Annotated in this window: 22 protein-coding genes; 12 read left to right on the top strand and 10 right to left on the bottom strand. The window is 56.1% G+C overall.

The features are described 5' to 3' along the window. The first annotated feature begins 64 nt into the window (after nucleotides 1–64). Nucleotides 65–829 (top strand): sulfite exporter TauE/SafE family protein, encoded by a 765-nt coding sequence (locus ACR0MQ_RS14070; protein ID WP_010437709.1) that lies wholly within the window; start codon nucleotides 65–67, stop codon nucleotides 827–829. Here ACR0MQ_RS14070 and ACR0MQ_RS14075 read toward each other — a convergent pair. From ACR0MQ_RS14075 to ACR0MQ_RS14085, 3 genes are all read right to left on the bottom strand, one after another. After that, nucleotides 826–1368, bottom strand: coding sequence for a hypothetical protein (locus ACR0MQ_RS14075; RefSeq protein ID WP_010437710.1), 543 nt, complete (start codon nucleotides 1366–1368; stop codon nucleotides 826–828). The genes ACR0MQ_RS14070 and ACR0MQ_RS14075 overlap by 4 nt on opposite strands. Nucleotides 1369–1400: 32 nt before the next feature. After that, nucleotides 1401–1691 carry a hypothetical protein gene (locus ACR0MQ_RS14080; RefSeq protein ID WP_010437712.1) on the bottom strand — a complete coding sequence of 97 codons (291 nt, stop codon included), beginning with the start codon at nucleotides 1689–1691 and terminating at the stop codon, nucleotides 1401–1403. Between the two features lie 323 nt (nucleotides 1692–2014). Beyond that, on the bottom strand, nucleotides 2015–3613 hold the full coding sequence (locus ACR0MQ_RS14085) for a phosphoenolpyruvate carboxykinase (protein WP_010437715.1): 1599 nt from the start codon (nucleotides 3611–3613) through the stop codon (nucleotides 2015–2017). 344 nt (nucleotides 3614–3957) lie between these two features. Between ACR0MQ_RS14085 and ACR0MQ_RS14090 the strand changes: the two genes are divergently transcribed. The 7 genes from ACR0MQ_RS14090 to ACR0MQ_RS14120 are packed head-to-tail and all read left to right on the top strand — an operon-like array spanning nucleotide 3958 to nucleotide 9366. Then, complete coding sequence (locus tag ACR0MQ_RS14090; protein WP_170475869.1) at nucleotides 3958–4662, top strand: response regulator; 705 nt, start codon at nucleotides 3958–3960, stop codon at nucleotides 4660–4662. A gap of 34 nt (nucleotides 4663–4696) precedes the next feature. Then, nucleotides 4697–6406 carry an ATP-binding protein gene (locus ACR0MQ_RS14095; protein ID WP_480608845.1) on the top strand — a complete coding sequence of 570 codons (1710 nt, stop codon included), beginning with the start codon at nucleotides 4697–4699 and terminating at the stop codon, nucleotides 6404–6406. Nucleotides 6407–6409: 3 nt separating this feature from the next. Beyond that, nucleotides 6410–6880, top strand: coding sequence for an HPr kinase/phosphatase C-terminal domain-containing protein (locus ACR0MQ_RS14100; protein ID WP_170770984.1), 471 nt, complete (start codon nucleotides 6410–6412; stop codon nucleotides 6878–6880). Then, on the top strand, nucleotides 6877–7758 hold the full coding sequence (gene rapZ, locus ACR0MQ_RS14105; protein ID WP_480608847.1) for an RNase adapter RapZ: 882 nt from the start codon (nucleotides 6877–6879) through the stop codon (nucleotides 7756–7758). Before ACR0MQ_RS14100 ends, rapZ begins: the two co-directional genes overlap by 4 nt. Beyond that, nucleotides 7755–8147 carry a PTS sugar transporter subunit IIA gene (locus ACR0MQ_RS14110; protein ID WP_010437720.1) on the top strand — a complete coding sequence of 131 codons (393 nt, stop codon included), beginning with the start codon at nucleotides 7755–7757 and terminating at the stop codon, nucleotides 8145–8147. The genes rapZ and ACR0MQ_RS14110 overlap by 4 nt, the downstream gene beginning before the upstream one ends. A gap of 16 nt (nucleotides 8148–8163) precedes the next feature. After that, nucleotides 8164–8433 carry an HPr family phosphocarrier protein gene (locus ACR0MQ_RS14115; protein WP_170776851.1) on the top strand — a complete coding sequence of 90 codons (270 nt, stop codon included), beginning with the start codon at nucleotides 8164–8166 and terminating at the stop codon, nucleotides 8431–8433. A gap of 42 nt (nucleotides 8434–8475) precedes the next feature. After that, nucleotides 8476–9366 carry a lysophospholipid acyltransferase family protein gene (locus tag ACR0MQ_RS14120; protein ID WP_170475877.1) on the top strand — a complete coding sequence of 297 codons (891 nt, stop codon included), beginning with the start codon at nucleotides 8476–8478 and terminating at the stop codon, nucleotides 9364–9366. A 79-nt stretch (nucleotides 9367–9445) separates the two neighbouring features. Here ACR0MQ_RS14120 and ACR0MQ_RS14125 read toward each other — a convergent pair whose 3' ends face one another. After that, entirely contained in the window at nucleotides 9446–10321 is an 876-nt protein-coding gene (locus ACR0MQ_RS14125) for a 3-hydroxybutyryl-CoA dehydrogenase (protein ID WP_010437724.1), read from the bottom strand. A gap of 163 nt (nucleotides 10322–10484) precedes the next feature. Between ACR0MQ_RS14125 and ACR0MQ_RS14130 the strand changes: the two genes are divergently transcribed. Then, nucleotides 10485–11303, top strand: a complete 819-nt coding sequence (locus ACR0MQ_RS14130) for a DUF6473 family protein (RefSeq protein ID WP_480608851.1) — start codon at nucleotides 10485–10487, stop codon at nucleotides 11301–11303. 59 nt (nucleotides 11304–11362) lie between these two features. Here ACR0MQ_RS14130 and ACR0MQ_RS14135 read toward each other — a convergent pair whose 3' ends face one another. From ACR0MQ_RS14135 to ACR0MQ_RS14160, 6 genes are all read right to left on the bottom strand, one after another. After that, nucleotides 11363–12292 (bottom strand): FAD-binding protein, encoded by a 930-nt coding sequence (locus ACR0MQ_RS14135; protein ID WP_170770980.1) that lies wholly within the window; start codon nucleotides 12290–12292, stop codon nucleotides 11363–11365. Then, nucleotides 12292–13050, bottom strand: coding sequence for an electron transfer flavoprotein subunit beta/FixA family protein (locus ACR0MQ_RS14140; RefSeq protein WP_010437730.1), 759 nt, complete (start codon nucleotides 13048–13050; stop codon nucleotides 12292–12294). The genes ACR0MQ_RS14135 and ACR0MQ_RS14140 overlap by 1 nt, the downstream gene beginning before the upstream one ends. Nucleotides 13051–13234: 184 nt before the next feature. Then, nucleotides 13235–13807, bottom strand: coding sequence for a cob(I)yrinic acid a,c-diamide adenosyltransferase (locus tag ACR0MQ_RS14145; protein WP_170703668.1), 573 nt, complete (start codon nucleotides 13805–13807; stop codon nucleotides 13235–13237). Nucleotides 13808–13810: 3 nt separating this feature from the next. Beyond that, nucleotides 13811–14011 carry a twin transmembrane helix small protein gene (locus ACR0MQ_RS14150; protein WP_010437734.1) on the bottom strand — a complete coding sequence of 67 codons (201 nt, stop codon included), beginning with the start codon at nucleotides 14009–14011 and terminating at the stop codon, nucleotides 13811–13813. Between the two features lie 80 nt (nucleotides 14012–14091). Further along, nucleotides 14092–14919: an SDR family NAD(P)-dependent oxidoreductase gene (locus tag ACR0MQ_RS14155; RefSeq protein ID WP_480608855.1), complete on the bottom strand. Its 828-nt coding sequence runs from the start codon at nucleotides 14917–14919 to the stop codon at nucleotides 14092–14094. 70 nt (nucleotides 14920–14989) lie between these two features. Continuing rightward, nucleotides 14990–15607, bottom strand: coding sequence for an SH3 domain-containing protein (locus tag ACR0MQ_RS14160; RefSeq protein WP_480608858.1), 618 nt, complete (start codon nucleotides 15605–15607; stop codon nucleotides 14990–14992). A 201-nt stretch (nucleotides 15608–15808) separates the two neighbouring features. Here ACR0MQ_RS14160 and parC point away from each other — a divergent pair, with 201 nt between their 5' ends. The 3 genes from parC to tuf all read left to right on the top strand — a co-directional run bounded on the left by parC (nucleotide 15809) and on the right by tuf (nucleotide 20139). Further along, nucleotides 15809–18157, top strand: coding sequence for a DNA topoisomerase IV subunit A (gene parC, locus ACR0MQ_RS14165; RefSeq protein ID WP_480608861.1), 2349 nt, complete (start codon nucleotides 15809–15811; stop codon nucleotides 18155–18157). A 98-nt stretch (nucleotides 18158–18255) separates the two neighbouring features. Continuing rightward, entirely contained in the window at nucleotides 18256–18849 is a 594-nt protein-coding gene (locus ACR0MQ_RS14170; protein ID WP_170475890.1) for a hypothetical protein, read from the top strand. Nucleotides 18850–18963: 114 nt separating this feature from the next. Then, nucleotides 18964–20139: an elongation factor Tu gene (gene tuf, locus ACR0MQ_RS14175; protein ID WP_010441214.1), complete on the top strand. Its 1176-nt coding sequence runs from the start codon at nucleotides 18964–18966 to the stop codon at nucleotides 20137–20139. Nucleotides 20140–20142 lie beyond the last annotated feature (3 nt).

The raw sequence follows: 20142 nt of genomic DNA on the forward strand, positions 1-20142 counted from the left end.
AAGTTCAATTATTACCATATCACTTTTGCAATGCAGAAAAATCTCGGCCTGATATGAAGGGCAGATGGATCTGTTTTCGCTCATTTCACCGCAGGAAATGTACCTGGCGTTGATCGTCGCTTTTGTGGCGGGGTGGGTCAAAGGCATGGTGGGATTTGCTATGCCAATGGTGCTGATATCCGGGCTGAGTATGATGCTGCCCCCCGAATTTGCGTTGGCAGGCCTCATCCTGCCGACCCTTGTTACTAATGGTGTACAGGCCTTGCGGGATGGCGTGGTCGCCGCAGCGGTATCGGTTCGTAAATTCCGTGTATTTCTGGCAGTTGGGTTAATCTGCCTGCTGGCGAGTGCTCAATTGATTAATATTTTGACACCTCAGGATTACCTACTGGTGCTCGGCGTGCCGATAACCTTCTTTGCGCTGATTCAGATACTTGGGCTCAGACTTACATTGAAGGCACCCTCCGTCGGGGTCGAGGCGGTGGTCGGCGCAGTAGCAGGGGCGGTCGGAGGCATCTCTGGCGTATGGGGGCCACCAACTGTGGCCTATCTGACGGCGTTGAATACACCAAAGAAAGATCAGATGCGTGTTCAGGGTGTAATTTATGGCCTAGGGGCGGTGGCCCTGGTGGTTGCGCATTTGGGCTCAGGTGTTCTGAGGGGTGAAACGGCATTGTTCTCTGCAATGCTGGTTCTTCCGGCCCTTGTAGGCATGCGAGGAGGTCTGTTCCTTCAGGACCGGATTGATCAGACCCAGTTTCGCAAACTTACACTGTTGGTTCTGTTGATCGCCGGATTGAATTTGCTCAGGCGCGGACTGTTGGGTTAACCACGCCTTTCAGCAAAACGGAACGCGAAATAGAGACCCAACATCAAAAAGAACAAGCCTGAGATGTCGCCAATCAGAAACGCGACATATTCGGCAGCTGTACTGCCAAAGGCCGTGTTGGTCAGGATTGAAACCAAAACCGAAGTGACAATCCCAACTCCCATCACGCAGGGCCAGCAGGGATTGCGATCAGAGCGTGGAAAAAGATCCCATCCTACCGCTTTGCACGCGTAAAATACGGCGGGCACGATTGTTACAGCTATGGCAATTGCCAGCAATCTGCTGGGCAGGAAAACGTCCCACCCGCCCACCATTGCAAAGACAACAAAGACGCCGGGCAAAAGTGCAAAAATTGCCCGCCACCCCAGTAACCATGCGGCCAGAACCCGCACGCCATGCGGCAGGAACAACAGGCTGGCGTGGCTGGGGTATGCGGGAAAAAATTCGTTCTGAAGCGGCATCAGAATCTCGAATGTAACGAGTGATGCGGCAACATAGGCCAAAGAGGCAAAGAAGGTGTCAGAGGCCCATCTGTTCACGGGATTAGCCGTTTTCAGATTTCAGGCAGCAATCACCTGGGTGCATGAACCAAATACCGTCCACGATTGGCGCTTCCGCTTTGCGAAAGATAGCCCTTTTGAACTAAAGACTTGAGGGCGCGGAAAAAGGTCGGACGAGAAACGCTTTTGACCAGCGTATGCTCGATCAGGCCGAAGGTGCGCACTTCGGTATTGCTTTTCGACAACTCTTCCGCGGCATAATAGATGTCGCGCTCAACCGGGGATAACTCTTCTAGCCCCAAGGTGCGTTCCATGCTCTGCATCAGTTTGCGCAGTTCGGTGAGTTTTGAAATTTCTGTCATAACTTGCCTATTATCTACTACCGTGTCAGATCGAGGCACGTCGAAAGGCTAGGACCTTTGAAACCATCTATCCGACACCATCCCCATGTGGAAGTAATCGCCACTTTCAAGTGCGGCCCGAAGCGTGTTGAGAGTGGAATCGCCCGGGTCGCCCAACTGTCCAATTTCAATGGTCGCCGCTGCCGAAAACATAGGTACCATCTCTTCATCGGTATATTGCGATAGCGCAAATGGCGCGTTCTCGCAATGAACTTGTTTGTTAGATTGGGCTGCCGCTGCGTAATCCAAAATGAAATGGGGGCGGCTAGAGCCCCCATTTCTAATCAGCCGATTGCAACGGCTTTGATATCTTCATCAATGAAGGGCAGATATTGTTCGAAATTTTCGGCAAACATCTGCACCAGCTTTTCCGCTTGCTTGTCGAACGCTTTCTGATCGTCCCAGGTGCGACGCGGGTCCAGAAGCACTTCGGGCACTCCCGGTACCGAGACAGGCACGTCAAATCCGAAATTGGCGTCTTTGCGGAACTCGGCGTCAGTCAGTGATCCTTCAAGTGCTGCCGTCAGCAGGGCGCGGGTGGCCTTGATCGGCATCCGACTGCCAACGCCATAGGCGCCGCCGGTCCAGCCTGTGTTGACCAACCAGCAGGTTGCACCGTGCTGGGCAATCTTATCGCGCAGCAGGTTGCCATAGGCTTCGGGGCGGCGCGGCATGAAGGGCGCGCCAAAGCAGGTAGAGAAGGTCGGCTGAGGCTCGGTGACGCCGCGCTCTGTCCCGGCCACCTTGGAGGTAAAGCCAGAAAGGAAGTGGTACATTGCCTGCGCAGGGGTCAGCCGAGCGATCGGTGGCAGAACACCGAACGCATCGCAGGTCAGCATGATGATGTTTTTGGGATGTCCACCTAGGGCGTTGCTGGAGGCGTTTGAAATGTACTCCAACGGATAAGCGCAGCGCATGTTTGCGGTCAAAGAATCGTCGTTGAAATCGAGCTCTTTGGTCTCAGGATCGAAGACCATGTTTTCGATCACGGTACCGAATTTTGAGGTGGTCGCGTAGATTTCCGGCTCGGCCTCGGCGTTCAGGTTGATCGTCTTGGCATAGCAACCGCCTTCGAAGTTGAAGGTGCCTCGATCCGACCAACCGTGTTCGTCATCGCCGATCAATGTGCGCGACGGGTCGGCGGAGAGGGTGGTTTTGCCGGTGCCGGACAGGCCGAAGAACACGGCGGTGTCGACCGGGTTGCCGACCGCATGGTTGGCCGAGCAGTGCATCGGCATCACGCCTTTTTCGGGCAGCATGTAGTTCAGTAGGGTGAAGACCGACTTCTTGTTCTCGCCAGCATATTCGGTGCCGCCGATCAGGATCAGCTTGCGATCGAAGTTCATCGCAATCACCGTCTCGCTGCGGCAGTTGTGCTTGGCCGGGTCGGCCTGAAAGCTGGGGCAGTTGATGACGGTGAAATCCGCAGTGAACTCATCCAGATCCTCACGATCCGGGCGGCGCAGCAGGTGGCGGATGAACAGATTGTGCCAAGCCAGCTCAGTGACCATACGCACATTGATTGAATAGCTGGGATCAGCTCCGCCCACGAGGTCCTGCACAAAGTAATCGCGGCCTTTCATATGGGCCAGCATATCCTCGTAAAGCGCATCAAACCCTTCCGGGCTCATCGCGGCATTGTTTTCCCACCAGATGCTGTCGGCGACGCTGTCTGTCTTGACGACGTGCTTGTCCTTTGGCGAGCGGCCAGTGAACTTGCCGGTGGTGACCAGAAATGCGCCGCCATTGCCAAGGGTGCCTTCGCCGCGCTTGAGCGCTTCTTCGATCAGCGCCGGTTCCATGAAGTTGTAATAGACATTGCCCAGACCCTCGATGCCCTGATCTTCGAGGCGGAATTGCGGGTTAACCCGTCCAGATGTCATGTGTGTCTTCTCCTGTGGCGGCGCGAGGGCCTTGGGCCGGGGGCGCCATTGGGGCGGATACCGGAAAAAGCCGGCGGTCAAGCGCCTCTTATCACGGTATTTTGGGACATGAACAGGAGGGTTGGTAGGAGTTAGCGCAACCAAGTTGAGGTTTAGCGCCATCACGATTTGTCTGCTGTAAATCAAGGCAGCTATTTGGGCGCAGCAAGGCAAATTTGCCGCATACCTGCCGCAAGAATGGCATGATTCGAGGTTACGAGTTGATTCGGTTGCTCAAAACCGCCAACAATGTCTTACAAAAAAGCGTATTATTGCGCGAGTGAGCAGGAATAGGGGTGAACCCGATGTCAAAGATTGCACTTGTGGATGACGACAGAAATATCCTGACGTCAGTATCCATGACCCTCGAAGCCGAAGGGTTTGAGGTCGAAACATATAATGATGGGCAGGCAGCGCTGGATGCGTTCAATAAGAAACTTCCGGATATGGCCGTTCTGGATATCAAGATGCCGCGGATGGACGGCATGGATCTGCTGCAGAGGCTCCGGCAGAAAACCCAGATGCCGGTTATCTTCCTGACCTCTAAAGATGATGAAATCGACGAGGTTCTGGGCCTTCGGATGGGCGCAGATGATTATGTGAAGAAACCGTTCTCGCAACGCCTTCTGGTCGAGCGCATCCGGGCGCTGCTGCGTCGTCAGGAAGCGGTAGAAGGGGATGCAACCAGCGCTGCGACCGGGGACACCAAGGTAATGGAACGCGGTGAGCTGCGGATGGACCCGCTGCGCCACGCGGTAAGCTGGAAAGGCAATGATGTCTCTCTGACTGTAACCGAATTCCTGTTGCTGCAGGCACTGGCACAACGTCCGGGATTTGTAAAAAGCCGTGATCAGTTGATGGATGTCGCTTATGATGATCAGGTCTATGTGGATGACAGGACCATCGACAGCCATATCAAACGCCTGCGCAAGAAGATGCGGGCCGCTGATCCGGATTTTTCGGCGATCGAAACGCTGTATGGTATCGGATATCGTTACAACGAAGAATAGGCGCGGCCGTTTGTGAAGAAGGCGAAGGGGTCTCGTGCGCGATACTGAACAAGCCAACCAAGAACGCGACGCGGATGTCGTATTGGGGGATGACTGGGTCATTCCCCAAGATTCCGAGTCTGCGGAACTGCAAGCCAAGCGATCGCGACGAAACCTTCTTACGTTGCGCTATTCGCCTCTGGCACGCAGGATCATTACGTTCAACCTGATCGCCCTGGTCATTCTGGTGGCGGGTTTGCTGTATCTGGACGACACGCGCAAAGAGCGTGTTCAGCAGACAGCGGTCGATTTGGTTGGGGATGCACAGCTCGTCAGCAACGTATTTGAAACTCAACTTCGACAACCTTCGGGAAATGGTTCCGCAACGCTGGACGTGCGAGATACCCTTTCCGGGCTTAGCCTTCCTGAGGGTGGTGAAGTTTTTGTATATGATAATACAGGAACTCTGATTGGTTGGACACGCGGGGTGTCGCCAGTTTCAGAACTGCCAAGCCTGCTGCAACAGGAAGCTGACACAGTCTCGGGCAGCACTTTGATCAGCGATGCGCTTAATGCGGTTTGGAATGGTTTGTCCGCCATTTTTAGCAGCAGGACAAATGTTGAAGCGCCAACACTAGCGCAACGTGTGCAACAATTGATCCCGCAGGCGTTGGATGGTCGCCTGCAAGTACAGGCCGTTCAGGACGACATGGGCAAGACGGTTATTGTGGCCGTGGCGCCAATTCTTGTCGAAGACGTACCGGTTGGTGCTGTCGCCATGGCAGGCCCTGCAGGTGAGATCGATGCGCTGGCCCGAAAAGAGCAAGAGCGCATCCTTCAGATGTTTGTCGTTGCATTGCTGGTCTCAATCGGTCTGAGCCTTGTTCTGGCCTCGACCATTGCGAACCCGCTGGCAGATCTGGCCGCCGCTGCCGAGATGGGCAAGGATCGGGGCGCGGGGGTAAATCCGGGCCGTATTCGGATCCCCGATCTCAGCGCCCGACCGGATGAGATTGGTCGCCTAAGCAAAGCTTTGCGCGGGATGGTCTCCGCGCTTTACAACCGCATCGACGCAAATGAACAGTTTGCGGCAGATGTTGCGCATGAAATCAAAAACCCTCTCGCCAGTTTGCAATCTGCCGTCGGAACCATGCGCATGGTTAAACGTGATGACCAGCGCGAAAAATTGCTGAGTGTTATCGAACATGACGTGCGGCGACTGGACCGTCTTGTCAGTGATATCTCGAACGCGTCCCGGCTGGATGCGGAGCTTGTAAAAGAAGAAGAGCAGCCCTTTGATCTGCTCAATCTACTTGGCAATATCAGCCAATTTCTGGGTGAAGACGCCCGTTCTAAGGGGATCGACTACATCACTGATTTTCCGGCAGGACCCATCGCCGTCAACGGGCTCGAGGCGCGATTGGCACAGGTTTTTGTCAATCTGATCACCAACGCGATTTCCTTCTGCGAAGACAATGACGCCATTCGCGTCTGGGTCCGCCGTCGCGACAATCGTGTGCTGGTTGTCGTTGAAGATACCGGCCCGGGCATCCCTGATCAGGCTCTGACCAAGATATTCAAACGCTTTTATTCTCAACGCCCCGAGGAGCATTTCGGCAACAACTCGGGCCTTGGTTTGGCGATTTCGAAACAGATCGTCGAGGCGCATGGTGGAGTAATCTGGGCCGAAAACATTCGCCCGACCGAAGCCGATATCGCCTCGGATCCGCTGGGCGCACGGTTTGTGGTCGGGCTTCCTGTCTAGACCATGAACGCGATCCCGCTCCAGGATATCGCAGATCAAAAGACGGCTTGCATTCACGCCACTTGCGTGGCGGTGCAACGTGCTGGGGTGTTGATCATCGGTGGTTCGGGTGCAGGAAAATCTGGGCTGGCATTGCAGATGATGGCGCTGGGTGCTCAGCTGGTTGGAGATGACCGGGTCGATATGTTTGTGCAGAACGATCAGGTTATGGCAAATGCAGGCGCGCCAATCAAAGGTTTGATTGAGGCGCGTGGCATTGGATTGCTACGGGCTGCTAGCGTGGGCCCCGTCCCGTTGGCTTATATCGTGGATCTGGATCAAACAGCTTCGGCGCGTTTGCCCGAGCCTTCTGACGTTTGCGTGCTGAGGCGAACTGTTCCCTTGCTTCGGGGCGCTGGGGTACCCAATTTGGCAGCAGGACTAATTCAACTTGTGAAAATGGGGCGCGTGGCCCCGGAATGGCCGAATTCATGACAGCACAAACGCGCGTCGTATTGGTTACGGGCCCCTCTGGGGCCGGGCGTTCGACCGCGATCCACGTACTGGAAGATCTTGGATTTGAAGCGATTGATAATCTACCAATGGGTTTGCTGGTTCGTCTGGTGGACAGCTCAGAGCCGACGCGCCCAATGGCCTTGGGTATCGATACGCGCAATCGTGATTTTTCGACCATCGGGTTCATCGAACTTGCCGCCAAACTGGGCAGGATGGAAGATGTCGAACTCACGATTCTCTATCTGGATTGCAGCGACGAAGTGCTGCTGCGCCGGTTCTCGGAAACACGCCGCCGCCACCCGGTCGCTGCGGATGCCAGTCCGGAAACGGGCATCCGACAGGAAAAAGAACTGCTGGCCCCCATTCGCGAGGTTGCCGATACGCTGATCGATACCCGAACGCTGAATGTTCACCAGTTGCGCGAGGAAGTCGAGCGCTGGTTCGCCCCTAAGGGGGGGCGTCATCTGGCGGTCTCGATCGAATCCTTCTCGTACAAACGGGGTTTGCCGCGTGGTTTGGATATGGTGTTTGATTGCAGGTTTTTGGCCAATCCCTATTGGCGGCCTGAACTGCGTGATGCCGATGGGCGAAATTCGGATGTGGCAGCCTATGTTCGGTCAGATCCGAACTTTGAGGCATTCTTTGATCGGGTTGTCGAACTGTTGATCGAATTGCTTCCAGCGTTCCGTGAAGAAGGTAAGGCGCACCTCTCGATCGCCTTCGGGTGCACCGGAGGGCAACATCGCTCGGTCGCTGTGGCCGAAGCGGTTGCAAAGGCCCTTGCGGAAGGGGGCCAGCAGGTGGCAATTAGGCACCGCGAAATGGAACGACGCGCATTGAATGTGAGGCCGAAGTGATCGGGATCGTAATTGTTGCACATGGCGGTTTGGCGCGCGAATATCTTGCGGCCACACAACATGTAGTTGGAAAACAGCCCGGGTTGGTGGCTATCCCGATCGAAGCTGATCATGATCGCGAGGCAAAACAAGCTGAGATATGTCGTGCTGCTGACAAGGTCGATATGGGCGATGGCGTTGTCGTTGTGACCGACCTGTATGGCGGCAGCCCCTCGAATCTCAGCTTACGTGCGTGTGCACCGCAGGATCGGCGAATCCTTTACGGAGCTAACCTACCGATGCTCATTAAACTGGCCAAAAGTCGCCATCTGCCGCTGGCCGAAGCCGTGCGTTTAGCACTGGAAGCTGGTCGAAAATACATCAATGCGCAAAATGTGACGCTGGATTGATACCGGATACAATCATATGACGACCAAGAGTTTGAAAATACTAAATGAAAAAGGCCTACATGCCCGCGCCTCAGCCAAGCTGGTTGAGGTGGTCGAAGGCTTTGACGCACGTGCCGAGGTGTCGCGCGACGGGCTTTCTGCCTCGGGTGACAGTATCATGGGCCTTTTGATGTTGGCAGCGTCGCGCGGAACTACTATTGACGTCGAGACGTCCGGCCCGGATGCTGAGGCGTTGGCAGAAGCGTTGGAAACCCTGGTGAACGACAAGTTCGGCGAAGGGTTCTGATAGCGTAACTGCGACGATATCAAGGACGGAAAGACCAGGCAATTGGCGGAAACCACGCACGAAACAAAGACCGGCCCAGTCGCAGATCAAGACACCGACCAGGGTGAAATCTACGACCGCAGAACGCTGACCTACGCCAACTCGTTTGACGATGCCTGGACGTCCACCGCCATTCGCGCGATCGAATGGTGTACCGGCAAGCTGACCATTCTGCGTATGGTCAACAAGTTCGAAAAGCAGAACGAACATTACCGGGGCCAGAAATTCTGGGGCGGTGCGCTCAAAATTATGGGCATCAACCTCACCACCCCCGCCGAACAGATCGCCCGTATCCCAAAAGAGGGTCCGGTTGTGGTTGTCGCCAACCACCCGCACGGCATGGTTGATGGCATGATCCTTGCCGAACTCATAGGTCAGGTTCGTAGTGATTATCGTATTCTGACCCGTTCGGTTCTGACCGGTTTGGATGAGGCAGCAACCTCGTTCATGATCCCGGTGCCGTTTCCGCACGACCCCGAAGCGCAGGCCAAGATGCTTGAAATGCGCAGCAAGACGATGAAGCACCTGGCCGATGGCGGCGTGGTCGCTCTGTTCCCTTCAGGTGTTGTGATGTCATCGGATGATTGGTTCGGCCCTGCGATCGAGCGGGAGTGGAACGTCTTTACTGCCAAGATGATCCGCCGCTCGGGCGCAAAAGTGGTGCCGATCTTCTTCCCCGGCAGCAACTCGCGTTGGTACCAGATCGCCAATCGGCTTTCGCCTATACTTCGCCAAGGTCTTTTGCTGCACGAAATTGTCCGCTCCTGCAACAAGCCGCAGTCTCCGGTTATAGGCGACCCGGTTTCAGATGAAGATATGGCGCTTTTGGAACGCGACCCACGTGGTTTCATGGCTTGGCTCCGCGATCACACGCTTGCCCTGGGCAAACACTGATCCGTCTCTTCATCTGGCCATAAATATCTCGGGAGTGAATCGAGCCGCAGGCTCAAGAGAGGGCTGGCTCTCTTATGCACTATCGCGTCGGAACCGGAACTTCACCGCGGTAATCGTAGAACCCTCGTTCGGTCTTGCGCCCCAGCCAACCAGCCTCGACATATTTCGTCAGCAGCGGGCATGGACGATACTTGGTATCAGCCAGACCATCGTGCAGTACATTCATGATCGCAAGACAGGTATCTAGGCCAATGAAATCCGCCAGTTCCAGCGGCCCCATAGGGTGATTGGCGCCCAGCTTCATGGATTGGTCGATGGACTGAACGCTGCCGACGCCTTCATAAAGCGTGTAGACCGCCTCATTGATCATCGGCATCAGGATCCGATTGACGATAAAGGCCGGAAAATCTTCGGCGCTGGCTGAGGTCTTTCCCAATCGGTCCACAACAGCCTTGCAGGCGTTGAACGTTGCCTCATCCGTGGCAATACCCCGGATCAATTCGACCAATTGCATCACTGGCACCGGGTTCATGAAATGAAACCCCATGAAGCGTTCAGGCCGATCCGTACGGCTGGCCAACCGGGTGATGGAAATCGACGATGTATTCGAGGTCAGTATTGTGTGAGGCTGCAAATGAGGCAGCAGATCCTCAAAGATCGCCTGCTTCACCGTTTCCCGCTCGGTTGCAGCTTCGATCACAAGGTCGGTCTGCCCCAGATCCGGTAGGTTTAGGGTCGTGGTGATCCGCCCCAAGGCGGCTTTTACCGCCTCGTCTGATATCTTGCCGCGCGACGCTTGCCGCACCAGATTAGTTTCGATTGTCGAGATTGCACCATCTAGGGCATCCTGGCTGATATCGTTCAGAAGAACATCATACTCTGCCAGCGCCATCACATGAGCGATCCCGTTGCCCATTTGTCCAGCGCCGATCACTCCGACTGATTTTACGTCCATATTCTGATGTCCTTGTTCGCAGGATACGGGCGACATTATCGGCACTTCGGCGCGGGCGGCAAGGGGATCGGCCCGATCAAATTCGCTTCAAATGCGCGCATTAGGATTTTCGCAAGACTTGCGGCGGCAAAATGGCAACTGGGTGAAAATTTGGGTGAGTGTGATGAGCTATCAATCAATCAACGCGGATGGTTCCGTTGAAACAACGTGCACCTATGGGGCCTCGAAATTGCTCTACCGAGGTCCGCAAAGAGCTTTGGAGAGGCCTTACGTGGCGCGCTTTGGGGGCGAGGAGACATTTGGTCGTTTTGTTGAGGCGCCGTATCCCTCAATACTCGAGCACCGCCTACAGCGCCGGTGTCTCAACTTTGGTAGTCTGTTTTGTGGCCTCGATTCGTTGACACGAGATGCCGGGCTGCTCGAACTCGCGAACCGGTCAGAGCTTTGTGTTTTGCAGTTGCCTGGGTTGCTGGGCCAGACCAACCGGTTCTATCGAGTTCATCCTCGTCGTAATGATCGTTTCGTTGCACCAACGTCGGAATTGGTGGGGTTGTATCCCGAGATGGACTTCACCAATGTTCACTTTGTTCGTCATCTGTTGAGCCGTTTGAAGGCGCATACAGATGCGCGCTTTGAGATGGTTGAGCAAGAGCTGCGCAAAGCTTGGGTTGAAAGGCTCGGTACTTTTCTGCGCAAAGTTAAGCCTCCGGTTATGTTGCTCGAATTGAGAGCAGATCATCACGCGCTGGGCTCGGTATCGGATGATCCGGTTACGTTGGATACATCGAGTGTCGAAGTGTTGGTGCCTCAAAGCGCAGGCCTCATTACTCTGCATGTGCAGGTATCAGGCGCATCCGATGAGCTTGAGGATATGTTATTTGGCACTCTGCAGCAGCCAATTGCTGAACATATGATCGGCCCTGCCACACATCGCAGAATCGCAGACGCTTTGACCCGTGCGATCAGAGACTTGGGTATTTAAAGAAAAGGCCCGCCAATGGCGGGCCTCATAGAAATTTCGAAGAAAATCTTCGCCTGGTTTCAGCCGAGTTTCTCGGTCAGCTCCGGCACGGCCTGGAACAGGTCGGCAACCAGTCCGAAATCGGCGACCTGGAAGATTGGCGCCTCTTCGTCCTTGTTGATCGCAACAATGACCTTGGAGTCCTTCATGCCAGCCAGGTGCTGAATCGCACCAGAAATACCGACGGCGACGTAAAGATCGGGGGCAACAACCTTACCGGTTTGACCCACCTGCCAGTCGTTCGGCGCATAGCCCGAGTCGACTGCTGCGCGCGACGCGCCAACAGCAGCGCCCAGCTTGTCCGCTAGCGCCTCGATCAGCTTGAAATCTTCTTCCGAGCCAACACCACGGCCGCCCGAAACTACGACGCCTGCCGAGGTCAGTTCCGGACGGTCGCTTTCAGCAACCTTATCCTCAACCCATTCGGAAAGACCTGGGTTATCGCCAACCGAGATGGTCTCGACAGAAGCCGCGCCGCCTTCGTTCGCAGCATCGAAGCTGGCGGTCCGGATGGTGACAACTTTCTTGGCGTCGTTCGATTTCACGGTCTGGATAGCGTTGCCCGCGTAGATCGGGCGCTCGAAGGTCGAACCGTCAACCACACCAGACGCATCCGAGATCACCATCACGTCCAGCAGGGCGGCAACGCGCGGCATGACGTTTTTGGCGTCGGTGGTGGCAGGTGCAACGATGTGCTCATAGCCATCAGCCAGCGACACGATCAGCGCTGCGGTCGATTCCGCCAGGCGATGGCCCAGCGAGGCATCTTCGGCGACCAGAACCTTAGAGACACCATCGATCTTGGCAGCAGCTTCACCAGCGGCAGCGGCCGAGCCACCTGCGGCCAGAACGGTGATTTCGCCCAGCGACTTGGTGGCTGCGACGGTTTTGGCGGTCGCGTCAAAGCTCAGTTCGCCGTTGTTGACTTCGGCAAGCAGAAGTACAGCCATTACACAGCCCCCGCTTCTTTGAGTTTCTCAACCAGCTCGTCGACCGAGCCCACGACGATACCAGCGGCGCGCGCCGGCGGCTCGTCGGTTTTGACGATTTCAAGACGCGGCGTGACGTCGACGCCGTAGTCGGCGGCGGTTTTCTCATCCAGCGGCTTTTTCTTCGCCTTCATGATGTTCGGCAGCGACGCATAGCGCGGCTCGTTCAGACGCAGGTCAACGGTGACGATGGTTGGCATCTTGACGCTGATAGTCTGCAGACCACCATCCACTTCGCGGGTGATCTTGGCGCTGTCGCCTTCGATATCCAGCTCGGATGCGAAAGTGCCTTGCGACCAGCCCAGCAGGGCCGACAGCATTTGGCCGGTGGCGTTCATGTCGTTGTCGATCGCCTGCTTGCCCGCCAGAACGATGCCCGGCTGCTCTTCCTCGACCACTTTGGCGAGTATTTTCGCCACGGCCAGAGGCTCGATGTCGGTGTGTACGTCATCAGCTGCAACAACCAGGATCGCACGGTCTGCACCCATGGCCAGGGCGGTCCGCAGAGTTTCCTGCGACTGTTTCACACCGATTGAAACGGCAACAACTTCGTCAGCCTTGCCCGCTTCTTTCAGGCGAATTGCCTCTTCCACTGCGATTTCGTCGAAGGGGTTCATCGACATTTTTACATTGGCGAGATCAACTCCGCTCCCGTCCGCCTTAACACGAACTTTCACGTTGTAGTCGATCACGCGCTTGACAGGCACAAGTACCTTCATTTTTGCGTATGCTCCTTACAAAAACGGCAAGCCGCGCAGCGACTCCACCAATGCTCTCGCGGTTTAGATAGCGGGTCGTGATGCGCTGCAACAGAGCAAAATCGTCACGTCATGCTTTCGAGACGTCGCGTTTTGTCATTTTTTCGACAAGAAACGAATTTTTATTTCTCCATGACGCTCGCGATCAGCGGTTCGCACCCGGAACCCAGAGCACATCATTGCGTCCGCCATTATTGGCGCAGCGCGCGGCGACAAAGAACCAGTCGCTAAGACGGTTGAGATATTTCACCGCCGTTTCATTGACCGGTTCCATATTTGTCAGCTCAACCGCCAGACGTTCTGCCCGGCGCGAGACCGTCCGACAGACATGCAGATGCGCCGCCAGACGTGAACCGCCCGGCAGGATGAAGCTGCGCAGCGGCTGGAGCGTTTCGTTCATCGCGTCGATCTCTGCCTCAAGCCGATCAATCTGGGCGGGGACGATGCGGAGAGGCGGGTAGTCGGCTTCGGCATCCTTGTCCATATCGGGGCGGCAGAAATCAGCCCCCAGATCAAACAGGTCGTTCTGGATGCGGGACAGGGCGGCTTCGACCTCTCCTTCAGCCTCGGTTCGGGCGACGCCGACAAAGGAATTCAATTCGTCCACTGTGCCATAGGCCGCGACACGCCCGGAGTATTTCGCGACGCGCTCACCATTGCCCAGGGCGGTTTTGCCGTCATCGCCTGTGCGCGTGTAAATCTTGTTGAGAACAACCATGCCTTAAACTCCCTGTCCGCGCAGGTAGACGTAGAGCACGATTAGCACCACTGCAATGAACTGAAACAGGATACGCAGGCGCATCATCTTGTTGCTTTTCATGGCTGCGTCTTTGCCGGGTTTTCCAAAGTTGGCAATGCCCATTACCAGCACGGCGACCACCGCCGCCATGGCCAGAAGCAATACGACCATCAACAGGTCCATAAGATCACCATCCTTGTTTGTTTTCGCGATGAACCCTCATCTAGCGTTGATAGAGGCAAAAGCGAACGGGTAATTTCGCCTCAGATGTCCGAGAGAATGCGGTCGATGGTTCGGGTCGGCAGAATGCGTCGCAGATATCCAGCGATGTAAGTCGGCGTTGTCACATAGTAGCGAGCGCGTGGGCGTTTGGATTCGACCGCATGAGCCAGTTTGACCGTAACGGCAGAAGCAGGCAGTTCGAACCTGTCGTTTCCGGATGATTCGTAGAGGCGTTTCAGCAACGAATCCTCGTATTTCTGGCGCAGGGCAGAGTTTTTCCAATCTATGAAGCGTTCGAACACCGGGATTGAGTTCACTCGGATTTTCGAGGTCACCGGACCCGGTTCGATCAGGATGACCTTGATATCAGTATCACGAAGCTCCAACCGCAAAGTGTCGGTCAGGCCTTCTATGGCATATTTGGTGGCAACATATGCGCCACGCCATGGAAACGCGACCAATCCCAGTACCGATGAATTCTGCACGATCCGTCCATGGCCCTGTGCCCGCATTACCGGAATCACCTGTCGGGTCAACTCGTGCCAGCCAAAAACATTGGTCTCGAAAATCAGGCGAAGCCCTTCGATCGGGACATCTTCGACCGCACCGGGAAGGCCGTGCGCGCCATTATTGAACAGTGCATCCAGCGTGCCTCCGGTTGTTTCAAGCACCTGGTTCAGACCGGATGTTATGCTGTCGGTGTCGGTATAGTCGATCAGCGGGCTGTCGAAACCTTGCGCCCGCAACCGATCACAGTCGCGCTGCTGCCGACAGGATGCAAAGACACGCCAGCCACGCGCGCGCATGCCGTGCGCCGCATCCAGTCCGATGCCCGAAGAGCACCCAGTAATAAGAATGGTCTTTTGCATGTCACTTCCGAAACTGAACCTCGCCCCCTTGGTATTGCGAGCTTCAGGTCAGGACAATGACCCAGTTGCGTCAGTTTGTTGGCTTCCGAACCAGTGATGCAGAAATCCAACCCACACTTTGCCCGGGAAGCAGTCTCAACCGCAGCCATCCCGTGCCTGAATCGCTTAGGACTTCAACCCGTTGGCCAATATTGGCCTTTGCTATGATGGGGTAGATTGTACCAGGTCCGTCGCGCATGTTTACGCGTGTGCCTGATATCTCCCGAATGTCCTTTTCGGGTTCGATAATCTGAGAGGTAGGCGTGATATCGTCCTGAACCTCGGTTTCAACCTGCACCAGCCCGGCGGCACCTTCCTCAAGCGAAGCGAGCGTGAAGCTGGCACCATCTCCGTCAAATGCGGAAAACCGAGGCAATGTATTGGCCGCGACTTGTGAAAGAACAACAGTTGTATCCTCCTCGGCCAAGGGTTCAGGTTCGGCTCGCGCGGCAACAGGGCGGGTTGCGACATTGGTCACAAGTTCTTCCGCACGCGGCGTTGGCGCAGAAGTGGGTTTGGGCTCAGGGGCCGTGGCAATGGGCACAGGTTGGCCGGCCCGTGTCCCGCGCGGCTCGAAATCAGGGCCTCCACTCATGACGTAGAAGCTCCAACCGAGCATGGCGAAAGTGATAACAATAACGCGCGTCATAGCGCACCCCCTGGCAATCGTAACATCAATATAAAGGCAGCAATCTTATTATTCGAAAGCATACCATAGAACCGGGTTTGAGTCGAAAGATGGGGGAAATCCGATACTTGCCTCCCCCTGTTGCAAAAAGCGCGACTTGTCCCCAGCAAAATATGCGCCGATTGCTTTACCCGCGCGCGCTTGCGTCGTATCACATCATGTATGAACGATACGATTGACGACCCCAATATGGAGGCCCCTGACAACGGGGGCGAGGTAGCCGAGCCGCTGCGCCGCGCAATTGGTGAGCGCTATCTGACCTACGCGCTTTCAACGATCATGCACCGGGCCCTGCCGGATGCACGGGATGGATTGAAGCCGGTTCATCGGCGAATCCTCTATGCAATGCGCGAGCTGCGACTCAGCGCGACGGGTGGTTTCCGTAAGTCTGCGAAAATCTCGGGCGACGTGATGGGTAACTATCACCCACACGGGGATGCTGCGATTTACGACGCGATGGCGCGTTTGGCGCAGGATTTCAACGTCCGTTATCCGCTGGTCGACGGGCAGGGGAATTTCGGCAATATCGACGGCGATAATCCGGCGGCCTCGCGATACACCGAGGCGCGGATGACCATAGTCGCAGAGGCATTGCTTGAGGGTCTGAACGAGGACGCTGTTGATTTCCGCGACAACTATGATGGCACGCTGACCGAGCCGGTCGTGTTGCCCGCGCAGTTCCCGAACTTGCTGGCCAATGGCGCAAGCGGTATCGCGGTTGGGATGGCGACGAATATCCCGCCGCATAATATCTCGGAGTTGTGCGACGCCTGTCTGCATCTGATCAAAACACCGGATGCGCGCGACGACACGTTGTTGAATTACGTCCCCGGTCCGGATTTCCCGACCGGTGGCGTGATCGTCGAGCCACCAGAAAATATCGCGCAGGCCTATCGCACCGGGCGTGGTTCCTTCCGTCTTCGCTGCAAGTTCGAAGTCGAAGATCTGGGCCGTGGTCAGTGGCAGATCGTTGTCACCGAGATTCCCTATCAGGTTCAGAAATCCAAGCTGATCGAAAAGATCGCCGAACTGATCCAGACCAAGAAAATCCCGATCCTCGCCGATGTGCGCGACGAATCTGCTGACGATATCCGCCTGATTCTTGAGCCGCGCTCAAAAAACGTGGACCCGGAGGTGCTGATGGGCATGCTCTACCGCAACTCGGACCTTGAGGTGCGGTTCAGCCTGAACATGAACGTGCTGATCGACGGCGTGACGCCCAAGGTCTGTTCGATGAAGGAGGTGCTGCGCGCCTTCCTCGATCACCGGCAAGAGGTGCTGATCCGTCGCTCGCGTCACCGTCTTGGCAAGATCGATCATCGTCTTGAGGTCTTGGAGGGCTTTATCGTCGCCTTCCTGAACCTCGACCGTGTGATCGACATTATCCGCTACGACGACGACCCCAAAGCCGCGCTGATGCGCGAGGATTGGGGAATCGAACATGTTCGCGCGACTGATGAGTCCGACTATGTCTCGCCCAAACCGGGTGAGGGCGAGTTGTCCGAAGTTCAGGTCGACGCAATCCTCAACATGCGCTTGCGCAGCTTGCGCCGTCTGGAAGAGATGGAACTGGTCCGCGAACGCGATGAGTTGATGCTGGAACGCGCAAACCTCGAAGACCTGCTGGCCGATCCCGCCTTGCAATGGGCCAAGATCGCCGAGCAGCTCAAAGAGACCAAGAAGACCTTCGGTAAAGACTACGAAGGTGGTGCGCGCCGGTCTCAATTTGCCGAGGCTGGGCAGGTCGAGGAAGTGCCGCTTGAGGCGATGATCGACAAGGAACCGATCACGGTCGTCTGTTCGCAGATGGGCTGGATACGCGCCATGACCGGCCACATCGATCTGAAGCGCGAATTGAAATTCAAGGACGGTGACGGCCCGCGGTTCATCTTCCACGCGGAAACAACGGACCGGTTGCTGGTCTTTGCCTCTAACGGCCGTTTCTACACTGTCAGCGCTGCCAACCTGCCCGGCGGTCGCGGCATGGGAGAGCCGCTCCGTCTGATGGTCGACCTGCCGAACGAGGCGCAGATCATCGATATCCTGATCCACAATCCAGGGCGCAAACTGCTGGTGGCTTCGGATGCGGGTAACGGCTTCATGGTGCCCGAAGATGATGTGCTGGCCCAAACCCGCAACGGCAAACAGGTGCTGAACGTCAAAGGCGACGAAACTGCCATGATCTGTAAGCCGGTCGCAGGCGATCACGTCGCTGTGGTGTCTCAGAACGGCAAGTTCCTGGTGTTCCCGACGGAAGAACTGCCCGAGATGACCCGGGGCAAAGGTGTGCGCCTGCAAAAGTACAATATGGCCCGTGGGCGACAGGGGACCTTGGAACTGGATGGCGGCTTGTCCGACGTGACGACTTTCAACTGGGACGACGGCTTGAAATGGTCCATGGGTGGCGACAAGACCCGGCATGAGGCGGATATGTCCCAATGGCTGGCTAAGCGCGCAGGTGTTGGAAAAAAAGCGCCCTATGGCTTCCCGCGCGACTATAAATTTTCGTGACCAGACCAACAGTTTGGTGAATTTCTGCCGATACCGCTTGGCACAAGTGGTATCGGTGCGCTACATCCAATAAAAACAGGCCTATCGAGACGAGAGACATGTTGCGCATCCTGACACTGATCACCGGGTTGGCCCTGATGGGCGCCTGTACCCAGACACAAGTTTACGAAGAGCCCGAGTCGCTGGGTGAATTCAAAATGCGCGTTAACTATGCCTTTGCTGACAAAGCTGTGCAGGGGCCGGTTTCGCGGGATGCTACACCCGATGAATGGACTGCTGCAATTCAGAATGCAGTAGATATTCGATTGGGCCGCTACGAAGGCGCTCAGGAATACGACATTGGCATCAGCCTTGAAGGCTACATGCTTGCCCCGCCCGGTATCCCGGTGATCTACAACCCCAAGAGCACGGCTATCGTTCTGGTGAATGTGTATGACGTAAAAAACAAAGAGTTTCTGGCCAAAGGCAAGCAGTTTCAGGTTTTGGAAGACACGACCGGAGGTAGCGCCCTCAAAGGGTCCGGTCACGAACGCACAAAAGAAGAGCAAATGAGCGGGCTTTCCCTGAAGGTTGCCGACCGGGTCGAAGAGTGGCTGGCCGAAGAACATAAAGACAATGGCTGGTTTGATCGCCGCCCCGACCTTATCCAGCCGCTGGAGACCGAGGTTGTGACGCAAAATCCGGCGTCCTGAGTGGCTTTTCCATCAGGATGTGCTTGATTTTCCCCCCTGAACCAAATATCTCGCGCGCGCAGATGTAACCGCGGGACCACGGGTCCCCCAAAATTGCAAAAGGGCGCCTGAGGAATGGCAAAGGAAAAGTTTGAGCGTAATAAGCCGCACGTCAACATTGGTACGATTGGCCACGTTGACCACGGCAAGACCACGCTGACCGCAGCAATCACCAAGTATTTCGGTGACTTCAAAGCGTATGACCAGATTGACGGCGCGCCGGAAGAAAAAGCACGTGGCATCACCATCTCGACCGCGCACGTGGAATACGAAACCGACAACCGCCACTATGCGCACGTCGACTGCCCCGGCCACGCCGACTACGTCAAGAACATGATCACCGGTGCTGCCCAGATGGACGGCGCGATCCTGGTTGTGAACGCAGCTGACGGCCCGATGCCGCAGACCCGCGAGCACATCCTGCTGGGCCGCCAGGTTGGCATCCCGAAGATGGTCGTGTTCATGAACAAAGTTGACCAGGTTGACGACGAAGAGCTGCTGGAACTGGTTGAGATGGAAGTTCGCGAACTGCTGTCCAGCTATGAATACCCCGGCGACGATATTCCGATCATCGCAGGTTCGGCTCTGGCCGCGATGGAAGGCAACAACCCGGAAATCGGCGAAGAGAAGATCAAGGAACTGATGGCGGCTGTTGATGACTACATTGACACCCCTGAGCGTGAAGTTGACAAGCCGTTCCTGATGCCGGTCGAAGACGTGTTCTCGATCTCGGGCCGTGGTACCGTTGTGACCGGTCGTGTTGAGCGTGGCGTGATCAATGTTGGCGACGAGATCGAAATCGTCGGCATCCGCGACACTCAGAAAACCACCTGTACTGGTGTTGAAATGTTCCGCAAGCTGCTGGACCGCGGTGAAGCGGGCGACAACATCGGCGCCCTGCTGCGCGGTATCGACCGTGACGGCGTTGAGCGTGGCCAGGTTCTGTGTAAGCCGGGTTCGGTGACACCGCACACCAAGTTCGAAGCCGAAGCCTACATCCTGACCAAGGAAGAAGGCGGTCGTCACACCCCGTTCTTCGCGAACTACCGTCCGCAGTTCTACTTCCGGACCACTGACGTGACCGGCACCGTGACCCTGGCGGCTGGCACCGAGATGGTTATGCCTGGCGACAACGTCGGCTTCACCGTCGAGCTGATCGCCCCGATCGCGATGGAAGACGGCCTGCGTTTCGCCATCCGCGAAGGCGGCCGCACCGTCGGCGCTGGCGTCGTGTCGAAAATCATCGAGTAAGGC

Source organism: Ruegeria sp. AN6 (assembly GCF_056540425.1).